The organism is Halorubrum kocurii JCM 14978, from assembly GCF_000337355.1.
GTDB classification, from domain to species: Archaea; Halobacteriota; Halobacteria; order Halobacteriales; family Haloferacaceae; genus Halorubrum; species Halorubrum kocurii.
The window spans coordinates 1-20,883 of sequence record NZ_AOJH01000063.1; the positions used below are offsets into that span (position 1 = coordinate 1).

Genomic DNA, 20,883 nt, shown 5'->3' on the forward strand with positions numbered 1-20,883 from the left:
ACGCCGACGTGCTCGCGGCGATGGGGCGGCGCTGCCGGACCGGGTTCCTCACGGCGACGGTGTTCGCCAGCCAGACGGCGAACCTCGCGATCCCCGCGCGGGCCGGCGACGGGGTCCGGGCGTACCTCCTCAAGCGGCGACGTGACGTGGCGTATCCGACCGGGATCGCCTCGCTCGCGGTCGAGCGCGCGTTCGACCTCGTGGCGATCGGCGTCCTCGGGGGCGCCGCGCTCGGGGTCCTGCTCCTGACCGGTCGGTCGCCCGAGTCCGGCCGGTCGGTCGGCGCCGTCGCGCCGTCGACCGCGCTCGCGGCGGCGGCCGGCGTCGCCGTCATCGCGGTCGTCCTCTCCGTCGGTACCGTCGCCGTCGCCCGAAGCGACCGGCGATTCGGCCCGGCGCTCCGCGCTCGGGTCGCCAGGCCGCGGCTCGCGCGGGCAGTCGCCGCCGCCGTCCGGTTTGGTGCGTCCGTCCGAGTCGTCGCTGCCGACCCGCGTCGCCTCGGCGCGGTGTTCCTGTGGAGCGTCGTCGTCTGGGCGCTCGACGTGCTCACCGCCGTTCTCGTCCTCGCCGCGCTCACGGGCGGGGTCGGTGGGCTCGTCCCCGCGCCGACGCTGGTCGTCGTCGGGACGCTCGCGGTCAGCGTCGGGAACCTCGCGAAGGTGCTCCCCCTCTCGCAGGGTGGAATCGGGCTGTACGAGGCGGCGTTCACCGCGCTCGTCGTGAGCGCCACGGGGCTTCCCGTCGAGACGGCGCTCGCGGCCGCGATCCTCGACCACGCGCTGAAGAACGCGATCACGCTCGCCGGCGGCGGGGTCGCGGCCCTCGCGCTCGGCCTCTCGCCGACGGCCGGCACCCCGGGAGACGGTGAGTCGGCTCCCTCGGCGCAAGCCGACGGAGGGAGCGTCACGGCCGAGTCCGGTGCGGCGGGAGCGGCCGGCGACCCGCCCGGCGAGCGCGAGTCGTCGAACTCCGGACCGTCAGACTTTTAGGTCGACCTAAAAATTATAGGATATGGGAGAACGCCGCCCACACGACGCGAGCGGGGACATCTGCGTGATCGTCCCCACCATCCGAGAGTACGAGTGCCTCCGCGAGTACGTCGCGAACGCCCGGGAGCACGGGTTCGACGTGTCGCGGCTCCACTTCGTGCTCGTCACCGAGGACTTCTGTGACGTCGACGAGATGCGCGCCATGCTCGACGACCTCGACGTCTCCGGCGAGGTCTTTGACGGGGCCCGGCGCGAGGAGTGGTACGAGGCCAACGACGTCGCGGAGTACGGCCACGTCGTCCCGGCCGCGAGCCACGCCGAGACGAGCTTCGGCCTCCTCTACATGTGGGCCGACGAGTCGTTCGAGTACGGCCTGTTCATCGACGACGACACGCTCCCGCACGACGACGAGGACTACTTCGGCCGTCACATGGAGAACCTCGCGTTCGAGGGCGAGATCGAGCGCGTCAGCTCCGACGAGAGCTGGGTCAACGTCCTCTACCAGAACGCCGACGAACACGGGCTCTACCCGCGCGGCTACCCGTACTCCGCGATGGACGAGACGGTCGAGATGGACACCGTCGAAATCGAGTCCGGCGAGGTCGTCGCCTCGCAGGGCCTGTGGACGAACGTCCCGGACCTCGACGCGGTCCGGATCCTGATGGACGGCGACCTGGAGGGGCAGGCGCAGACGCGGACGACCGCCGACGACTTCGGCGACGACTTCGTCGCCGGTCGCGGCAACTACCTCACCGTCTGCTCGATGAACCTCGCGTTCCGCCGCGAGGTGATCCCCGCGTTCTACCAGCTCCCGATGGACGACAACGAGTGGGAGGTCGGGCGGTTCGACGACATCTGGTCGGGCGTGTTCTTAAAACGGGCCTGCGACGTGCTGGGCAAGCGGATCTACAACGGCCGGCCGCTCTGTGAACACAACAAGGCCGCTCGCTCGACGTTCGACGACCTCCACAACGAGGTCGCCGGGCTCGAGCTCAACGAGCACCTCTGGGAGCTGATTGACGACGCGGGCGCGGACGCCGACGACTACGCCGCCGTGTACGACGCGATGGCCGACCGGCTCGCCGACGGCGAGTTCGACGAGTACCGGAACGGTGCGTTCTTCACCCACGTCGGCGAACACATGCGCGACTGGCTCGACTGCCTTGACGCGATCCGCCGGACGCCGGCGGTCGCGGACGACTGAATCGACACCACTAAGTTGATTTAGGCTACCCTAAAATACATGACTTACACTCTTCCAGAAGACGTGGACCGCCGCCGATTCCTCGCGGCTACGGGCGCACTCGGGACCGTCGGGCTCGCGGGCTGTACGGGCGGCGACGAGACGGACGACGGCGGCGACGGAACGGATTCGATCGGACAGATCGGCTCCGGGCGCGAGGGGCGCGGACTTCCCGGCGGCACCCCCATCGCCGAGATGCCCGACTTGGAGGGCGAGCTCACCGTCTACTCCGGCCGCGGCGAGTTCCTTGTCGGCGACCTCGTCGAGTACATCGACGAGCAGTACGACGACTTCGACCTGACCGTCCGATACGCCGGTTCCACCGATCACGTGAACGCGATCGTCAGCGAGGGCGAGGGCTCGCCCGCCGACGTGTTCTACTCGGTCAACGCAGGCGCGCTCGGCGCGCTCGCGAGTGAGGAACGCACCCGGTCGCTCCCCTCCGAGATCACCGACCTGGTCCGGTCCGAGTTCCGGACCGATCAGTGGGTCGGTACGTCCGGACGGGCCCGGAGCATCCCCTACGACGGCGACGAGTACGACGCGTCGGAGATCCCCACTGACATCATGGCCTTCCCCGAGGAGTTCGACGGCGACCTCGGCTGGGCGCCCTCCTACGGCTCCTGTCAGGCGTTCGTCACCGCGATGCGACTCATCGAGGGCGAGGAGGCGACTCGGGAGTGGCTCGAGGCCGTCGTGGAGTCGGGGATCAGCTCGTACGGCGACGAGCTCCGGGTCTGTCAGGAGATCGCCGACGGCAACATCGACGCGGCGTTCACGAACCACTACTACATCCAGCGCGTCCTCGACGGCAACCCGGAAGCGACGATCGAGACCGCGTTCACGGAGGGCGACGCCGGCGCGGTGTTCAACGTCGCCGGCGCCGCGGTCGTGGACACGGCGAGCGACCCGACCCTCGCCGAGAACTTCGTCCGGCACCTGCTGTCGGCCGAGGCGCAGGACTACTTCGCTCGGACGACGTTCGAATACCCGCTGATTCCGGACGTGGAGCCGATCGGCGACCTCCCCACAATCGACGAGCTCGACGTGCCGGACATCGACCTGACGAAGCTCTCCGACCTCGAGACGACGATCGACCTCATGCGCGACGCCGGCGTCGAGGTCTAGGCCCCTCACTCACCGACTCCCGTGTCGTCCAGCTCCGACTCCTCCAGTCCGCGTTCGCTCGTCCGTCGCCTCGTCAGCCGGGGCCGCGCCCGGATCGCCGGGGCCGACCGCCTCACGCTGGCGGCCGCTCTCGTCGCCGTCGCGACCGGCGTCCTCACCTTCGCCATCGCCGCGACGCTGTTCCGGTACCACTCCGTCAACCACGACGAGGGAGTGTACCTCACCCAGGCCGCGATGCTGCTCTCCGGACAGCTGGAGATCCACGCCGGCGAGCTGGCCGACGCCGTCCACCCGTGGTTCTTCGTCGAGGACGGCGGGCGGCTCTACCCGAAGTACAACCCCGTCCCGGCCGCGATGTACGCGGTCTCGATGTGGCTGTTCGGGGAGCCGCGGGTGACGCTCGCCGTCGTCGCCGCCGGCAACGCGGCGCTCGTGTCCCTGCTCGGCTCAATGGTCTTCGACCGGCGCGTCGGCCTCGCGGCGGCGGTCCTCTTCGCGGCCTCGCCGCTGGCGCTCGTCACCTCCTCGGTGTTCCTCCCGTACGCCCCGACGACGTTCTTGAACCTGCTGTTCGCGGTGGCGTACCTCCGGAGCGTCCGCGACCGCTCGCTCCCGCTCGCCGGGCTCGCGGGCGTCGCGATCGGGCTCGCCTTCTTCGCCCGGCCGTTCACGGCGGTGCTGTTCGCGGCACCGTTCATCCTGCACGCGATCAGGGGGGTCGCCGTCGCCGTTCGGGACGACCTCTCGGGCCGGGAGACCGCCCTTCGGCCGCTCCCCGGTCCGGTCCGTCGCCACGGGCTTACGGCGCTGTTCGGGACCCTCTTCGTGGGTATCACCCTCGCGTACAACCTGCGGCTGACCGGGTCTCCGCTGACGTTCCCTTACGAGGCGTTCGCGCCGATGGACGGTCCCGGGTTCGGCGAACGTCGGATCCTCGGCCACAGCGAGGAGTACACGCCCGAGCTGGCGCTCCGCTCGAACGGGTACGCGCTGTGGTACCTCGCCACGCGCTGGGTCGTCGCCGGGCCGCTTGGCACGCTGCTCGCGCTCGCGGGCGGCGGGCTGGCCGCGCGGCGGTGGCTGGCGGGGCGGCGCGCGATCGGGGCGGGAGACGGAGGCGGCGACGCTCTCGCGGACCGCCGCTTCGAGCGCACCGCCGGGCTCCTGATCGGGGGCGTCGTCGTCTCCGTCGTGGTCGGGAACCTCTTCTTCTGGGGGACGAACAACCTCCTCGCGACGCTGTCGGACCCGACCGACGGGCTGGTCGCCGGCTTCGGGCCGTTCTACCACTTCGACCTCCTCGTGCCGCTGTCGCTCTTCGGCGCGGTCGCCGTCGTCGCCGGCAGCCGGGGTCTTGTCCGACTTCGGACGCGGCTCGCCGCTCGGCTGACGCCGGGAACCGCGCGCGCGGCGGTCGTCGCGGTCGCGGTCCTCGCGCTCCTCGGCGGGGCGCTCGGCGCCGCCGCCGCGGTCGAGGGCCCCCTCGACCGCCACGCGGCGCACGCCGACAAGTACGGGGCGGCCTACGAGCCGATCGAGTCGGCCGAGTTCGACGGCGACCTCGTGTTCGTCCCCACGCCGTACGGCGAGTGGCTCAACCACCCGTTCCAGCCGCTCCGGAACGACCCCGGGCTGGACGGCGAGGTCGTGTACGCGCTCGACCGCGACCCGGCCGAGGACTTCGCGGTGATCGACGCGTACCCAGACCGCGAGCTTCGTCGGTACGCGTATCAGGGGGAGTGGACGCCGGATCCGGACCGCCACGTGGCTCCGAAGCTCGAACCGCTCGACGTCCGCGAGGGCGCCCGGGTCGACGCTGAGACGACCGTCGGCGTCCCAGAGCGCGTCGAGAGCGCGCGGATCCGCGTGGAGACCGTGCGCGGCAGTGGCGGTGAGAGCGTCGGCGACGGGATAGCCGTCGGCGGGAACGGGTTCGCACGCTATGCGGTGAACGACCCCGGCGGATCGCTCTCCGTCGACTGGTCGGTCTCGGCCGACGGGGTTCGGCTCGGCGGCGCGCCGAACGCGACCGTCCCGATCGACCCCGCTGGCGACGAGGTCATCGTGACGGTGACGCTCGTCGACCCGGCGGGCTCGACGTTCACCTACCGACAGGAGGCGGCGGTTCGGGTCGCGGGTGACGCCGCTGCGGGCGACGGCGACCGCGTCGAGGTCGTCTGGCCTCCCGAGCGCTCGGTGTGTCGGCTGGTCACCGAGTGCGGGACCGAGGGGACGTACCTCCCCGAGAACCCGGACGCCCACGCCGAGTGGGTGGTCTTCGAGACGGACGCTGACGGTGTCGGAGATGAGGGATAGCGGTGGGCTGCCGGTAGATGCTTATAAACGGTTGTCGTCGGATCGACGGTGACGGCCTTCAAAGCCCCAGCCGCTCGCTTATAAATAGTTGATGACGGATCGACGGTGACGGCCTCCAAAGCCCCAGCCGCGAGGCGCGAAGCGCCTCTGGAAGCCGGCGGCGTTGCCGCCGGCGACTGCCCCTTTGAGTCTCATCCGACCGCACGGCACAGCCTCACGCCTCCCCAGCCTCGTCAGCCGCCCTCCGCGTTGCTCCGGGCGACTGACTCCCTCGCGCGTGCTCCTCGCGGCCTCGGCCGCTCGGAGGCACGCGCCACCGCGTTCATTTATAAATAGTTGTCGCGACCGCAGTTCTATTTATACACTACGTCGCTGCCGTGTTTCGTACTGTCAGCGAAAGTCCTGCTCTCCGGTATTCTGGAACCGTTCCCCGCTCAGAACCGTCGGAGTTGCTCTTCGAGGCAGACGGTCACGATCGACTTCGCGATGGCGGCGCCGCCCTCGATCGGGTCGAGCTTCGTCTCGCCCAGCCGCTCGGCGTACTCGATCGGCGCCTCGCGCACGTCGTAGCCGCGCATCAGCGGGCGGATCAGCAGCTCGGCGGAGAGCCCGGTGTTCTCGGTCCACCCGATGTCCTGTACGACCTCGCGGCGGTACGCGCGCATGCCGGTCGTCGTGTCGTGGACGCGCTCGCCCATGAGGAGGGACGCGAGCGCCGCGAACGCCTGGTTCCCGAACCGGTTGAACGCCGGCATCGACTCCGCGCCGTGGTAGAGCCGGTCGCCGCTGACCACGTCGGCGCCGTCGTTGACCGCGTCGAGGAAGTCGGGGAGCCGGTCCATCGGGTAGGTGTCGTCGCAGTCGGTCGTGACGACCACCGGGCGGTCCGGCGTCAGGACGGCCTCGCGGACCGCGACGCCGTACCCCTGCGGCTCCTGTTCGATCACGGTCGCGCCGCGCTCGCGGGCGATCTCGGGCGTCCGGTCCGAGGAGCCGTCGACGCAGACGACCTCGGCTCGCCCGTTCGTGACGCGCTCGATGTCGTCGAGCACGGTGCCGATCGCCTCCTCCTCGTTGTACGTCCCCATCACGACGCTCAGATCGTCGAACGTGTAGCGATCGGCGTCGCCGTCGGCGGTCGCGGCGCCGCGTTCGGCGGTCACCGGCTCGCCGTCGGCGGTCGCCGCGTCGATATCGGGTGCGGTCTCCGTCTCGTCGACCTCGTCGGCCGACCCGTTCGCGCTGAGTGACTCACTCATTACCTCGAACAGGTCGCCCCACCCACTTGAGTTTTTAGGTTTACCTAAAGCGTATGTGTGAGGCGCTCTCGGACGTCGTCGGCGGCACGCAGCGCGAGCGCGGCGATCGTCAGGGTGGGGTTCATCGCGCCGCTCGTGGGGAAGACGGCGCTCGACGCGATCCAGCAGTTGTCTAGGTCGTGGGTCCGGCAGTCGGCGTCGACGACGCCGGCGTCGGGGTCCGCGCTCATCCGGGTGGTCCCCATGTGGTGGTAGGCCGGTCCGGTCGCGTCGGGGCCGGCGACCCACTCGATATCCGCGCCGAGCGCTTCGAGGACCGACCGCTGGACCTCGTTCGCGCGCTCGATCGTCCGGAGGGCGCGGTCGCCGACGCTCCAGTGGATCTCGGGCACCGGGTTGCCGCGGTCGTCGGTGCGGTCGGGGTCGAGCCCGACGTAGCTGTCCGCTCGGGGGAGCTGCTCGACCAGCCCGCCCATCGCCACGTGGGTGCCGTAGCCGTCGCGGAGCCGGTCGAGAAGCGCGTCGCCCCAGTCGTCGCCGGTCAGCGCCTGCTCGACCGGCGAGGGACCGGCGTAGTTGAAGAACTCCAGCTTGAACGGCCCGACCGACTCGTCCGCCTCGTCGTAGAACTGGTCGCACGCGCTCGTGTAGAAGCCGACGTGGTTCTGCCGGGTGGGCTCGTCGAGGGTGCCGCCGACGCCCGCGAACAGGTGGTCCATGAAGAACTTCCCGACCGTCCCGCTGGAGTTCGCCAGCCCGTCGGGGTACCGGTCCGACTCGGAGAGCAGCAGGAGCCGCGGCGTCTCCACGCCGCCGCAGGCGACGACGAAGGCGTCGGCCGTCTGTCGGTGTTCCTCGCCGTCGGGCGTCGCGTACGCCGCGGCGGTGACGCGGTCGGCGTCGTGTTCGAGTCGCCCGACCGCCGCGCAGTCGATGACGGTCGCCCCCTGCTCCTCGGCGCGCTCGATATGGACCGTCGCGTCGTACTTCGCGCCGGCCGGACACACCGGCTGGCAGGTGCCGTAGCCGACGCAGGCGGACCGGCCGTCGTACGCCTCGGAGTTGCGGGCGTTCGGTACCGAGTGCATATCGATCCCGAGCTCCTCGCACGCCTCGGCGAACAGCGAGTCGCTGTAGGAGGGCTCGAACGCCGGCATGGGGTGCGGCTCCTCGCGCGGCGGCGCGTAGGGGTTATCGGAGGCGCCGGCGACGCCCAGCTCGCGCTCCGCCGCGGCGTAGTACGGCCGGAGGTCGGCGTAGTCGATCGGCCAGTCCGCGCCGACGCCGCGCTCGGTCTCCGAGTTGAAGTCGTCCTCGTGGAGCCGCATCACCATCCCCTGCCAGTGGAGCGTCGACCCGCCGACTCCCTTAACCCGGGCGTGATTCAGCGGGTAGACCCGCTCTCCGGAGTTGGCGTGTGCGTCTCGTTCGCCGCCAACGTCCCAGACGTCGGGCCGGTCGTAGCTCGGGCGGATCGCCCGCTCCTGGCGCGCGAGGCGGTCCGCGGGGTCGAATCGGGGACCGGCGTCGAGGACGACCACCTCGTGGTCGGCCGCCAGCCGGTCGGCGACGAGCGCGCCCGCGGGGCCGGCGCCGACCACGCAGACGTCGGCGTTCGTGACGGGGGACCGGTCGGGCTCTCCCGCGCTCATCGCGGCCCCCGTCGGTAGCTCTCCGTCCCGCCGGGGTGCCCCTGCGGGTTCTCCAGTCCGACCAGCTCGCCGCCGGTCGGCGAGGCGTACAGCGCGAGCAGCAGCTCGTTGACGACGTAGTAGCGCACCCGCTCGGCGAGGGTCCCCTCAGGGTCCTCGTCGGCGACGTCGGCGCCGACCTCGCGGAGGAGTCGGTCGCGCTCGCTCTCGGAGAGCGCCGCGACCGGGGCGTCGTACCACGAGCGAGCCGCGTCGTCGAGCTCGCCGACCGCAGTACGGACTCCCTCGGCGTGAGCCGAGCCGTCGAGCCGCCCGTCGAGGAACCGGTCGACGAACGCCTCGACGCCCTCGACCTCGCTCGGATAGAGGACGGCGGCGACCGCGGCCATCGACCCGCGGACGGTCGCCTCGCTGGGGGGCGCCTCGCCTTCGTCGCCGTCTGTGGCGTCGGTCGCCCCTCGACCGTCGTCCGCGCCGTCGGTCACGCGCCGGACCGCGACGGCGACCCCACCGGTCGCGCCGACGGCGGCCAGCGCGGCCGCCGCGTCGCGCCGCGTCAGTTCCATAGTCGGTTTAGGCTTCCCTAAACTATTATATCCGTCGGACCCGAACGACGACCGGATCGGAACTGCTAACGGTCGGTGCCGCCTCCCGTCGACACGTACCTCACCTCTCGGACTATGAGACTGATACGCCGGCTCCGCGATTTCCTGACCGACGGCGACGATCGCCTCCCGCCGGGGCTGACCCTGCTGTCCGCGGCCATCGCCGCGACGATGGTGTTCCCGCTCGCGTGGCTGGTGATCGAGGCCGTCACCGTCGAGCGAGCGCGAGCGATGGAACTGCTGTTCAGCGCCGACACTGCGGAGGTGTTGGCCAACAGCCTGCTGCTGATGGGCGGCGTCACGGTTTTTTCGATTCTGCTGGGCGTCCCGCTGGCGTACCTCACCGCCCGCACCGACCTCCCGTTCCGTCGGTTCTGGTCCGTCGTCGCCGCGCTTCCGCTCGTCGTCCCGAGCTACGTCGGCGCGTTCGCGTTCGTCTCTGCGTTCGGTCCGCAGGGGGAGTTCCACGACGTGCTCGCGCCGCTGGGGGTCGAACGGCTCCCGGAAATATACGGGCTCCCCGGAACGATCCTCGTGATCACGCTGTACACGTACCCGTACGTGTATCTGACGACGCGCGCGGCCCTCCTCTCGTTCGACACGACGCTGATCGAGGCCGCTCGGACGCTGAACCACGGCCGGACCGAGGCGTTCCGCCGGGTCACGCTCCCCGTGATCCGGCCGGCGATCGCCGCCGGGTCGCTACTGGCGGCGCTGTACGCGGTGTCCGACTTCGGCACGCCGTCGATCATGCGACTCCCGGTGTTCACCCGCCAGATCTACGTCGAGTACAACGCGTTCGGTCGGGACTACGCCGCGCTGCTCTCGCTCCAACTGCTCGCGGTCGTCCTCGTCGTGCTCGCCTTGGAGTGGCTGGTCCGCTCGAACCGGGACGCGCCGGGCGACGACGCGGGCACCACCGACCGCCTCGTGAGTCTCGGTCGGTGGCGGTGGCCGGCGACGCTGCTGCCGGCGTCGGTGTCGGCGGTCGCGCTCTTGGTTCCGATCTGGATCCTCCTGTTGTGGCTCCTCCGCTCCGAGACCGGGCGCCGTCCCTCCATGGCGTTCGAACCGATCCAGGTCGTCAACTCCGTCTCAGTCGCCGCCGCCGCCGCGGTCGCCGCCGCGCTGGCGGCGATCCCCGTGGCGTACTTCGCCGCGAACCACGACTCGCCGCTGGCGGCGCTGTTCGAGCGGGCGACGTACGTCGGGTTCGCCGTCCCCGGGATCGTGCTGGCGCTCGCGCTGGTCTACTTCGGCTCCGGCTACCTCCCGTGGCTCTACCAGACGCTCCCGCTGTTGGTGTTCGCGTACGTCGTCCGCTTCCTGCCGCAGGTCGTCGGCTCGACGCGGACCGCGATCCTCGGGGTCGACCCCAAGCTCGTCGAGGCGAGCCGCACCCTCGGCGAGTCTTCGATGGGGGCGTTCCGCCGCGTGACGTTCCCGCTCACGCGGTCCGGGATCGTCGCCGGCGCCGCCCTCGTCTTCCTCACGACGATGAAGGAGCTCCCGGTCACGCTCATCCTCCGCCCGTCCGGGTTCGAGACGATCGTCACGCAGATCTGGCGCGCACAGGAGACGGCCCTGTACCAGTACGCCGTCGTTCCGACCCTCATCCTGCTCGTCATCTCCGGGCTCTCGATGGTCGTCATCCTCGCGCAGGAGGGCGGCCGAGAGGGGTTGTGAGGCGGCCGAGAGGAACTGAGGAGAGGCGAGAGAGACTTTTCGGGGGCGGTTGACCGCGAGCCCGGGCCCGCCGTCTGAGATCGACCGACGCGTACTTATCGCGCCGAACCGATCCGCGAGTATGCTCGATGACTCGACCGTGCTCGTCACGGGCGGCGCCGGGCTCGTCGGCAGCCACCTTGCCGCGAGCCTCCTCGACCGCGGCGCCGCCGTCCGCGTCGCCGACGACCTCTCTAAGGGGGACCGCGCCCGCGTCCCCGACGGCGCCGACTTCGTCGAGGCCGACCTGACCGACCCCGGCGACGTCGCTGCGGCGGTCACGGGCGACCTCGACGTGGTCTTCCACTTCGCCGCGTACACCGACACGAACTACGACGACGACCGCGAGCTGTTCGAGGACAACACGGCGATGACGTACAACGTCTTAGAGCGCATGCACGAGGTCGGCGTCGACCGGCTCGCGTTCACCTCCTCCTCGACGGTGTACGGCGAGGCGCCCCGCCCGACGCCGGAGGACTACGGCCCGTTAGAGCCGATCTCCATCTACGGCTCCTCGAAGCTCGCCGACGAGGCGCTGATCTCGACGCACGCCCACTCGTACGGGGTCCAGTCGTGGGTGTTCCGGTTCGCGAACATCGTCGGCCCCCACCAGCGCGGGAACGTGATTCCCGACTTCATCCAGAAGCTGGACGCGGACCCGAGCGAGCTGGAGATACTCGGGGACGGCCGGCAGGAGAAGTCGTACATGCACGTCTCGGAGTGCGTCGACGCCATCCAGTACGTCGTCGAGCACGCCGACGACGACCTGAACGTCTACAATCTCGGGACGCGCACGACCACCTCGGTCACGGACATCGCCGATATCGTCGCCGACGAGATGGGCGTCGACCCCGACTACGCCTACACCGGCGGCGACCGCGGCTGGACCGGCGATGTGCCGAAGATGCGCCTCGCCATCGAGCGGCTCGTCGACCTCGGCTGGGAGCCCTCGATCGAGAGCGACGAGGCCGTCCGGCGAAGCGCGCGGGAGCTGATCGACGAGATCGTTGAATAGTGTGGTCGGTTCGGTCTCGTCGACCCAGTTAGAGGTCAGCGCGCCGGACCGTGGTTTCAGTCCAGTGCGATCTCTCTGTCGCCAGCAGACGGTGACGATCCCAGACGCGGTTCGATCAACTCCGCCGGCAGCTGTGAGCCCAGCGCGGTCAGCGCAATCTGGTTCTGCTGGGGGTCCCACGTGAGAAGTCCCGCCTCTCCCACTTTCGGGAGGTGCATGTGGTGAAGTCTAATCTTCATCGCGTCGGATTTCTCCTCAGCAGAGCCGCTCTCCCGCTTGAGAAGCTGTTGTGCCACGTCCTCGATTTGCGCCACGTGAACGTCTTTGAGGTATCGGAGTAACTCACGCCGCTCGTCATTGGACAGCGCAGCATAGATCTTACTCCATTCCGTGCGGTCTACGGTTGGCATTATATATGAGTTCGATGCAGTCTCGCCTCACTCTTCACCTGTTATATAAGCCCGTATAAGTACCCCGGCTTGATCAGAACGACTTCATGACAGATCCAGTAACATCTCTTTTAAAACTTTGTTCGTCCCTCGTCGAAGGTTTTCTGAGGCGGTCTGTGGAGTGATACCGAGCTTGTTCCCTATCTCGTCGAGCGTCGTTCGACGGGGAACTTCGAAATATCCGTCTCTGACGGCTTGAAATAGCGTCTCTCGTTGCGAATCAGTCAACTCGAACCCCGGGCGATCTCCTCTGTCCGTCACCGTGTCCAAGCGGTTCAATTTGATCGAGATAGCATGCTGTCGACAGAACGTAATGAAATTTAGGAATTCAGCGTGAGAATCGAATCGTATTCGGAAGAACCACTCTTTTTTCCCACGAGCCTCGAGAATAGTCGCGTCGGTTTCGGCTATTCCGTCAATAAGACTCTCCGCCTCGTCTTCCCAATCGATGCGGTACAGAGCGCTCCCGCTTGTTTGATCCAACTGCGCGAAGTCTACGACTTGCTCGCTGGTGCGAAGCGATGCCTCGAACTGATCGAGTTCATCTCCATGTATCCAGACGTACGGCATTATCCGTCGAGACGCCGGGACAACGCGCTCCATCTCGATGTGGGCGACGGAGTCGCTGGCAAGTACTTCACCGAGGAGAAACTCATCACCACCGATAGTAAACTCCGCAACGAGGCTCATGTCCGAAGTATCGGTGCCACGTGGTATGAATACTCGCTCGGCGACCCCGACGTGAACCGCTGTGAGAGACGCGCTCTGTGTCGGTCTCGCTATTCCCGTGAGATTCTATCAATTTCAACAGCGCCGTTGAGTCGTACCTCGGTGTTGCTGACGCAACGGGACTCTCGAACGGCCACGCTACTCGCTTATAAATCAGCACCGATACGGCGAGCAGCTTCAAAGCCCCAGCCGCTCGGCTGTACGCAGATGCGTCTGCTACGGCTGGTTCACGCAGGGATGTCTCCAAAGCCCGCCCCGCACGACACCTCACGCCTCCCCAGCCTCGCGGTTCGCTCGACGACCGCGCGCGGGCGCTCGGCGGCACGCGCCAGCGCGGATTGAGTGTACTCGCCCGTCCGTCCTCCTCCCGCGCCCCGCTTCGGAAGGGCCTTTTAGGCCGACCGACGAACGGACGGTATGTTCAGGCAGTTCCGGTCGGAGGTGGCCGACGCGCTCGGCGACGCGCTCGACGCGCTGGACCTCCCGACCGACGACCTCGGCATCGAACGTCCGCCCGACGACATGGACGCGACGCTCGCCTCCAGCGTCGCCTTCCGGCTCGCGGGCGAGGTCGGCGCCGCCCCGCCGAGCGTGGCCGCGGACGTCGCGGACGCCGTCGACGTCTCGGGCTACGACTACCTCGACGCGGTCGACACCGCCGGCCCGTACGTCAACTTCCACGCCGGCGAGCGCTACCTCGTCGACACGCTCGACGCGGCCGCCGCCGACGCGAGCTACGGCGCGCTCCCCGACCGGGAGGCCTCGGTCGTCGTCGAGCACACGAGCGCGAACCCGACCGGCCCGGTGCACGTCGGCCGCGCGCGCAACCCGATCGTCGGCGACGCGGTCGCGAACCTCCTGTCGTACGCCGGCTACGACGTGGACCGCCACTACTACGTCAACGACGCGGGCCGCCAGATGGCGGTGTTCACGTGGGCGTACGAGCGGTTCGACGAGTCGGACCTCAACGAGGAGCCCGCGCGCGACCGCGCCGAGTACGACCTCGTCCGCTACTACCGCAAGGGGAACGCGTACCTGGAGGAGGCCGACGACGCGGCCGTCGAGGCCGCGGAGGAGGAGATCGCCGCGATCCTGCAGGGGCTCGAGGCCGGCGACGAGGAGACGTACGAGCGCGTCGGCGAGGTGGTCGACACCGTCCTCGGCGGGATGAAAGCGTGTCTGGCGCGGCTCCCCGCGGAGTTCGACGAGTTCGTCAAGGAGACGCGGTTCATGCGCGACGGCTCGACCGACGACATCGCGGCGCGGCTCAAGGAGACCGATCAGGCCGTCTACGAGGAGGATGCGTGGCAGCTGGAACTCGACGAGTGGGGGATCGAGAAGAACCTCGTCTTCCTGCGCTCGGACGACACCAGCCTCTACACCACCCGGGACCTGGCCCACCACGAGTGGAAGTTCGACAACTACGACCGCGCCGTCACCGTGCTCGGCGAGGACCACAAGCTGCAGGCCGACCAGCTCGACGCGACCCTGGAGCTGCTCGGGAACGACACCGACCGGCTCGGCCACGTCATCTACTCGTACGTGAACCTCCCCGAGGGGAAGATGTCCACCCGACGCGGGACGGGCGTGATGCTCGACGACCTCCTCGACGAGGCGATCGGCCGCGCCCGCGAGGCGGTCGAGACCCGGATGGACGACCGGATCCGCGACGACGACCTCACCGAGGCGGACGTCGAGCGCATCGCCCATCAGGTCGGGATCGGCGCGGTCCGGTACGACATCGTCTCGAAGCAGCCCGCGAAGGCGATCACCTTCGAGTGGGAGGACGCGCTCGACTTCGAGGGGCAGTCCGCCCCGTTCGTCCAGTACGTCCACGCGCGCTGTTGCGGAATCTTAGCCGAGGCGGCCGACGCCGGGATCGAGGTCCCGGGCGTGACGGCGGACGCCGAGGGCGCGGTCGACGTCGACGCCCTCGACGTCGACGCCGCGGTCTTCGAGACCGAGGCGGCCCGCGAGCTCCTCCGCGAGGTCGCCCGCTTCCCGGCCGCGATCGAGGCGGCGGCGGACGACCTGGAACCGCACACGATCGCCACGTTCACCCGCGAGTTCGCCGACGCGTACAACGCCTTCTACCGGGAGTGCCCGGTCGTCACCGCCGAGACCGACGAGCTCCGGGCCGCCCGCGTCGCGCTCGTCGCGGCCGCCAAGCACACGATGGCGAACGCGCTGGACGTGCTCGGGGTCGAGGCGCCCGAGTCGATGTAGGAGCGGGGAAGAATGGTTCGGTCGTCCGGTTTTCTTCGATCGGAGCATCGCTGGTGACGCCACGGTGAAAACCTCCAAAGCCCCAGTCGCTCGCTTATAAATAGTTGCTAGTAACCCTGCGGTGAAGACCTCCAAAGCCCCAGTCGCGACGACTCGCGCGACTCGCTGTGCTCCTCGCTCAGTCGCTATCGCTCCTTCGCTGTGGTGCTTGCGTCGTCGTGCTTCGTCCTCGCGACTGCCCCTTTGAGTCCCACCTCGCCCCGCACCGCACAGCGCCTCACGCCTCCCCAGCCTCGCCGCGGCCGCCGCTGGCGGCCGCGGGCTCCCTCGCGCGTGCGACTCGCGGNCTCCCCAGCCTCGCCGCGGCCGCCGCTGGCGGCCGCGGGCTCCCTCGCGCGTGCGACTCGCGGCCGGTGGCCGCTCGTCGGCACGCGCCACCGCCTATCAGTTATAAACAACACCGCGATCGACCGCTCATGCGACCCGGTACCGCCGCACCGGCGGGGAGGTCAAAGCTTACTTACACGCACGCCGCCGTAGTTCGGGTAATGAGTAGCGACGCCCAAGGGGCGAGCGAGGACCGGCGGAAGTACGAGTTCCGCAAGGTCATCGAGGAGCTCAAGGATTTCGAGGGCTCCGGCACGCAGCTCGTCACCATCTACATCCCCGAAGACCGGCAGATCTCCGACGTGGTCGCCCACGTCACCCAGGAACACAGCGAGGCGTCCAACATCAAGTCCAAGCAGACCCGGACGGCCGTTCAGGACGCGCTCACGTCGATCAAGGACCGCCTCCGCTACTACGACACGTTCCCGCCCGAGAACGGCATCGTGATCTTCTCGGGAGCGATCGACGCCGGCGGCGGTCAGACCGACATGGTCACCCGAACGCTGGAGTCGCCGCCCCAGCCCGTCGAGTCGTTCCGCTACCACTGCGACTCCGAGTTCCTCACCGAGCCGCTCGAACACATGCTGGAGGACTCCGGGCTGTTCGGGCTCATCGTCCTCGACCGCCGCGAGGCCAACGTCGGCTGGCTGAAGGGCAAGCGGATCGAGCCCGTCAAGTCCGCCTCCTCGCTCGTCCCCGGCAAACAGCGGAAGGGGGGGCAGTCCGCCCAGCGGTTCGCCCGCCTCCGGCTCGAAGCGATCGACAACTTCTACCAGGAGGTTGCGGGAATGGCCAACGATCTGTTCGTGGACAAGCGCCACGAGCTCGACGGCATCCTCGTCGGCGGCCCCTCTCCGACGAAAGACGAGTTCCTCGACGGCGACTACCTCCACCACGAGCTGCAGGACAAGGTGCTCGGCAAGTTCGACGTGGCCTACACCGACGAGTCCGGCCTGAAAGACCTCGTCGACAACGCGAGCGAGGCGCTCGCCGATCAGGAGATCGTCGAGGACAAACGCCACATGAACGAGTTCTTCGAGAACCTCCACACCGGCGAGGAGGCCACCTACGGCTTCGACCAGACCCGCCGCAACCTGATCATGGGCTCGGTCGACCGCCTGCTCATCTCCGAGGACCTCCGCTCCGACGTGATCGTTTACGAGTGCCCGAACGGCCACGAGGAGTACGAAGTGGTCGACTCGCGGCACTCGACGCCGGACCACGAGTGCTCCGAGTGCGGCGAGGCCGCCGCCGTGGAGGAGCGCGAAGACGTGATCGAACACCTGATGACGATCGCCGAACAGCGCGGCACGGAGACGAAGTTCATCTCCACCGACTTCGAGAAGGGAGAACAGCTGATGGACGCGTTCGGCGGTATCGCGGGTATTTTGCGCTACTCCACGGGCGTCTAAGCGGGCGCCTCGAAAGGTCCGTACGCTCGCCTACTGCTCCGGCTCCACGGGCGCCGCCGCGATCTCCAGACACGCGCAGGCGTCGGTCTCGGGATCGAAGCAGTCCGGACACTCCGGCTGGCGGTCGATGATCGTGTCGAGCCGCTCGGCGACGGTGTCGTCGATGACCGCTTCCAGCTCGCGCGCCTCCGCTTGGAAGTCCTCGACCGCGAGCACGTTCGCGAGGAAGCGCTCGATGATACAGTAGGTCTGGAGCGCGTCCCGCGCCCGCACGATCCCGTCGTCGGTGAGGCGGACTCCCTTGTACTTCTCGTGCTCGGCCAGCCCGCGGTCTTCGAGCTTCCCGATCATCTCGTTGGCGCTCGCCGGGCTGACGCCGAGCGAGTCGGCGACAGACCCGGTCGAGGCGGGGCCGTCTTCCTGCTCCTGTACGACGTATATCGTCTTGAGGTACTGGTCTGCGGTGTTCACGGCTTCCCTCCGTCGGCGCTCGTCGTCGGTTCGATGCCCCGGTTCATCGTCGCTCCATGACCTCCGTCACCTCGCTGACCCCCTCCGCCTCGTCCTCGCGGATCGCTTTGAGCTCGTCTAACAGATCCCCGCTGTCGATCGAGAACTCGGCGTTCGACTCCTCGATCGCCTGGATGAGGTCGTCGTAGAACTTGTAGGCGGTTTCCTCGTTACACAGCTGGTCGTACAGCACGCCGTCGAAGTCCTCTGGCCGGGTTCGACCGTACCGCGCGTCCACGAGCGATTCGATCTCGTCGAACGGGACGCTGTCGACGCCGAGTCCGTCGATGAGCGACTCCAGCCGCCGGCGGTGCTCGGCCGACTCCTCCGCTGCGTCCGCGAGCAGCGTCTCGATCTCCTCGTCAAGCTCGGCGTCGAGACTCTGGTAGTGATGATGGGCCCGCGCCTCCACCACTTCCTCCAGCACGATCCCGATCTGTAACAGCCGGGCGAGCTGGTCGTCGGAGGCGATCCGCTGGCTCACGCTCACGGCAACCACCCGTCACCGTTCGATACGCCCGTTCGCATACACGTCAACTCAGACGTAGTCCGACTTAAGAAGTTCCCCTCCGGTGCGATGCTGGCGCTCTATATCCCGAGCCAGTCGCTGTTCCGGATCTGGTGTCCCTCCCGCCGACAGACTTTCGCCGCCTGTCGGCGGATCCCCCGCGAGGTCGGGAGCGTCTCCTTGTCGCGGATCCGCTCGACGACCCACTCGCGGATCTCAGCGATCGCTTCGTCGTCGTCGGGACTGATCCGCTTGAGTTCGAGGAAGGTCTTCTCGTAGGCGTCGTACTGCGACCCGTCGAGCTCCTCGTTCGGCAGCGTCTCGCTGGCCTCCACGATCCGCTTCATCGCCGTGGCGACCGTGGGTCGCTGTATCCGAACCCGGACGCGGTCCGGGGAGTCGAACACCGCTCGGTCCGTGTTCGGGACTAACTGCTCGACGGTGTACCGCGCTGTGGGTGAGGCGATCTCGCGGTCGCCGACCGTCGCGACGATATCCGCCCCCGTCACTGGGAACTCCAACTGTTCGAGTTCCGCTTCGAACTCTCCAAGATCCGCGGCGTCGAGCTCCGGTTCCGACTCGTCGCCGCGCTCCAGCTCCGCTTCGACATCGCGCCGCCGCTGGCGGTCGTCCTCGTCTCGCGCCTGTTTCTCTCGTCCGCTCTTGTCGTCTCCCATTCGCAGGCCTACGGCTCTCGACCGTTTAGTCCTGTAGGTAATATGAAAATAAGTTGTTCTTGAAACAATAAACGTCACGGGAGATCGGTATCTCGAGTCCCTCAACGCTGGGATAAAATCGGTGTCGCCCGTCGCCGCGTCGATCCGACCACGGCCGGACCCGACCGCGGACGGATCCGACGACGGTCGATCCGTCGACGGATACCCCGGTTACTGCAGGCGCTCGAAGACGAGTTCCTCGACGTCCTCGCGGAACTCGTCGACCGCGATCTCCTCTAACACGGGCACGAAGAAGCCCTCGACGAGCATGTTCCGCGCCGTGTGCGAGTCGATCGAGCGGCTCTCCAAGTAGAACAGGTCCTCGGCGTCGACCTGCCCGACCGTCGCGGAGTGGGACGCCTCGGTGTCGTGGTTGTGGATGATCAGCTTCGGCGACGCGTCGGCCTCGGCGTCGTCCGACAGCATCAGCGTGTTCTCGCGCTGGTAGCTAGAGGTGTTCCACGCGTCGTTGCCGACGTCTTGGACCCCCTCGTAGACGGAGCGGGCCACGTCGTCGAGCACGCCGCGCGTGACGAGGTCGGCCGTCGTGTGCTCGGCCTGGTGCCAGACGCGGGCGTTGATGTCGAAGTGCTGGTCGTCGGTGCCGAAGAACGTCCCGACGATCTGGCTCTCGGCGCCGTCGCCGTTCAGCTCCGACTCGACGTCAGAGCGCGTCAGCTTCGACCCGAAGTTGCTCTCGATCCAGTCGACGGTGCCGTACGTGCCCACGTCGCCGCGCTTCAGCGAGTAGGTGTACGTGTCGTCGTCGAGGTTCTGGAGCGAGCCGAACTGGACGTTCGCGTTCTCTCCAGCGACGATCTCGACGAGGTTCGAGAAGTACCGGTCGTCACCGACCTCCTCGTCGCCCGACTCGATCGACTCGAGGATCGTCACGGAGGAAGACTCCTCGGCGACGACGAGCGTCTGGCTGAACAGCGAGCGGGAGTTCATTTCCGCGCGCACCGTCACGTCCTCGACGTCGACGCCTTCCGGGACGTAGACGAACGTGCCGGTCGTGAACAGCGCGACCGACAGCGCGGTGAGGTAGTTGTGCTCGGGATCGAGCACCGACCCGAAGTGCGCCTCGATGACGTCGCCGTACTCGTCGAACGCCTCGGTGAACGGGAGGACGACGACGCCGTCGTCGCCGGCGGACCGCTCCGTGGCGTCGGACTGGTTCAGCGGGTCGACCAGCTTTTCGAAGTCGAGCGCCTCCAGGTCGGTCCAGCGGCGTCCGGGCGTCTGGATCACGTCCGGCAGCTCGGCCGTCTCCAGCGCGGACAGCGCGTTCAGACGTGTCTCCAAGAGCCACTCGGGCTCGTCGCGTTCCTCGGCGATGCGTCGTACCGTGTCCTCTGAGAGGCTCTCGATTGCTTGCGTGCTCATGTTATCCGAGCGAGCCCTCCATTTCGAGTTCGACGAGCCGGTTGAGCTCGACGGCGTACTCGATGGGCAGCTCTTCGGTGATGGGCTCGATGAAGCCNAGCGAGCCCTCCATTTCGAGTTCGACGAGCCGGTTGAGCTCGACGGCGTACTCGATGGGCAGCTCTTCGGTGATGGGCTCGATGAAGCCCGAGACGATCATCTGTTTGGCGTCGTCGTCGTCCAGTCCGCGCGACTGGAGGTAGAAGATGTCCTCGTCGCCGATCTTCCCGACGGTCGCCTCGTGGGCGACGTCGACCTTCGACTCGTTGATCTCCATGTACGGCATCGTGTCCGACGTCGACTCGTTGTCGAACATCAGCGCGTCGCACTCCACCGCAGTCGAGGAGTTCTCCGCCCCGTCCGCGATGTGGACGAGCCCGCGGTAGTTCGTGCGGCCGCCGTCTTTCGAGATCGACTTCGACTCGACGGTCGACTTGGTGTCCGGCGCGTTGTGGTACACCTTCGCGCCCGTGTCGATGTTCTGTCCCTCGCCCGCGAACGCGATGGTGATGTGGTTGTCGGAGGCGCCGCGGCCCTTCAGGATCGTCGACGGGTACAGCATCGTCGCCTTCGACCCCATCGACCCCGA

The 20,883-nt window shown here is 68.2% G+C and carries 18 protein-coding genes; 8 read left to right on the top strand and 10 right to left on the bottom strand.

Translation table 11 applies throughout. The annotated features are described in order from the left end of the window. The 4 genes from C468_RS09890 to C468_RS09905 form a co-directional block, all read left to right on the top strand. Positions 1–989 (top strand): lysylphosphatidylglycerol synthase transmembrane domain-containing protein (locus C468_RS09890; RefSeq protein ID WP_008848741.1); only part of this gene is annotated, 989 nt, incomplete at its 5' end. Between the two features lie 22 nt (positions 990–1,011). Beyond that, a complete protein-coding gene (locus C468_RS09895) occupies positions 1,012–2,193 on the top strand; it encodes a hypothetical protein (protein ID WP_008848742.1) in 1,182 nt (393 codons plus the stop codon). Positions 2,194–2,232: 39 nt separating this feature from the next. Further along, positions 2,233–3,360: an extracellular solute-binding protein gene (locus C468_RS09900; RefSeq protein ID WP_049912171.1), complete on the top strand. Its 1,128-nt coding sequence runs from the start codon at positions 2,233–2,235 to the stop codon at positions 3,358–3,360. A gap of 21 nt (positions 3,361–3,381) precedes the next feature. Beyond that, positions 3,382–5,676, top strand: coding sequence for an ArnT family glycosyltransferase (locus tag C468_RS09905; RefSeq protein ID WP_008848744.1), 2,295 nt, complete (start codon positions 3,382–3,384; stop codon positions 5,674–5,676). 434 nt (positions 5,677–6,110) lie between these two features. On the opposite strand, the gene C468_RS09910 is transcribed toward C468_RS09905, so the two are convergent. The 3 genes from C468_RS09910 to C468_RS09920 all read right to left on the bottom strand — a co-directional run bounded on the left by C468_RS09910 (position 6,111) and on the right by C468_RS09920 (position 9,153). Next, positions 6,111–6,764: a dolichyl-phosphate hexose transferase gene (locus C468_RS09910; RefSeq protein WP_241431005.1), complete on the bottom strand. Its 654-nt coding sequence runs from the start codon at positions 6,762–6,764 to the stop codon at positions 6,111–6,113. A gap of 215 nt (positions 6,765–6,979) precedes the next feature. Continuing rightward, positions 6,980–8,587: a GMC family oxidoreductase gene (locus C468_RS09915; protein WP_008848746.1), complete on the bottom strand. Its 1,608-nt coding sequence runs from the start codon at positions 8,585–8,587 to the stop codon at positions 6,980–6,982. Next, positions 8,584–9,153 carry a gluconate 2-dehydrogenase subunit 3 family protein gene (locus tag C468_RS09920; RefSeq protein ID WP_008848747.1) on the bottom strand — a complete coding sequence of 190 codons (570 nt, stop codon included), beginning with the start codon at positions 9,151–9,153 and terminating at the stop codon, positions 8,584–8,586. Before C468_RS09920 ends, C468_RS09915 begins: the two co-directional genes overlap by 4 nt. A gap of 114 nt (positions 9,154–9,267) precedes the next feature. Here C468_RS09920 and C468_RS09925 point away from each other — a divergent pair, with 114 nt between their 5' ends. After that, entirely contained in the window at positions 9,268–10,878 is a 1,611-nt protein-coding gene (locus tag C468_RS09925; RefSeq protein WP_008848748.1) for an ABC transporter permease, read from the top strand. Between the two features lie 121 nt (positions 10,879–10,999). Further along, complete coding sequence (locus C468_RS09930) at positions 11,000–11,932, top strand: NAD-dependent epimerase/dehydratase family protein (protein ID WP_008848749.1); 933 nt, start codon at positions 11,000–11,002, stop codon at positions 11,930–11,932. Between the two features lie 56 nt (positions 11,933–11,988). Here the strand turns inward: C468_RS09930 and C468_RS09935 are convergent, their stop codons facing one another. Both C468_RS09935 and C468_RS09940 read right to left on the bottom strand, forming a co-directional pair. Continuing rightward, positions 11,989–12,342, bottom strand: coding sequence for a DUF7344 domain-containing protein (locus C468_RS09935; protein WP_008848750.1), 354 nt, complete (start codon positions 12,340–12,342; stop codon positions 11,989–11,991). Between the two features lie 84 nt (positions 12,343–12,426). Continuing rightward, a complete protein-coding gene (locus C468_RS09940; protein ID WP_008848751.1) occupies positions 12,427–13,071 on the bottom strand; it encodes a helix-turn-helix domain-containing protein in 645 nt (214 codons plus the stop codon). A gap of 456 nt (positions 13,072–13,527) precedes the next feature. Here C468_RS09940 and argS point away from each other — a divergent pair, with 456 nt between their 5' ends. Further along, positions 13,528–15,336: an arginine--tRNA ligase gene (gene argS, locus C468_RS09945; protein ID WP_008848752.1), complete on the top strand. Its 1,809-nt coding sequence runs from the start codon at positions 13,528–13,530 to the stop codon at positions 15,334–15,336. A 548-nt stretch (positions 15,337–15,884) separates the two neighbouring features. Then, on the top strand, positions 15,885–17,135 hold the full coding sequence (prf1, locus tag C468_RS09950; protein ID WP_008848753.1) for a peptide chain release factor aRF-1: 1,251 nt from the start codon (positions 15,885–15,887) through the stop codon (positions 17,133–17,135). Positions 17,136–17,165: 30 nt separating this feature from the next. Here the strand turns inward: prf1 and C468_RS09955 are convergent, their stop codons facing one another. From C468_RS09955 to C468_RS09975, 5 genes are all read right to left on the bottom strand, one after another. Further along, positions 17,166–17,606, bottom strand: a complete 441-nt coding sequence (locus C468_RS09955) for a metal-dependent transcriptional regulator (protein WP_008848754.1) — start codon at positions 17,604–17,606, stop codon at positions 17,166–17,168. Between the two features lie 43 nt (positions 17,607–17,649). Next, positions 17,650–18,135 (bottom strand): hypothetical protein, encoded by a 486-nt coding sequence (locus C468_RS09960; RefSeq protein ID WP_008848755.1) that lies wholly within the window; start codon positions 18,133–18,135, stop codon positions 17,650–17,652. A 98-nt stretch (positions 18,136–18,233) separates the two neighbouring features. Continuing rightward, entirely contained in the window at positions 18,234–18,830 is a 597-nt protein-coding gene (locus tag C468_RS09965) for a DUF5789 family protein (protein ID WP_008848756.1), read from the bottom strand. A 210-nt stretch (positions 18,831–19,040) separates the two neighbouring features. Further along, entirely contained in the window at positions 19,041–20,255 is a 1,215-nt protein-coding gene (gene sufD, locus C468_RS09970; protein WP_008848757.1) for a Fe-S cluster assembly protein SufD, read from the bottom strand. A gap of 1 nt (position 20,256) precedes the next feature. After that, positions 20,257–20,883, bottom strand: a 627-nt coding sequence (locus C468_RS09975) for a SufD family Fe-S cluster assembly protein (RefSeq protein WP_008848758.1), incomplete at its 5' end; no start/stop codon positions are given.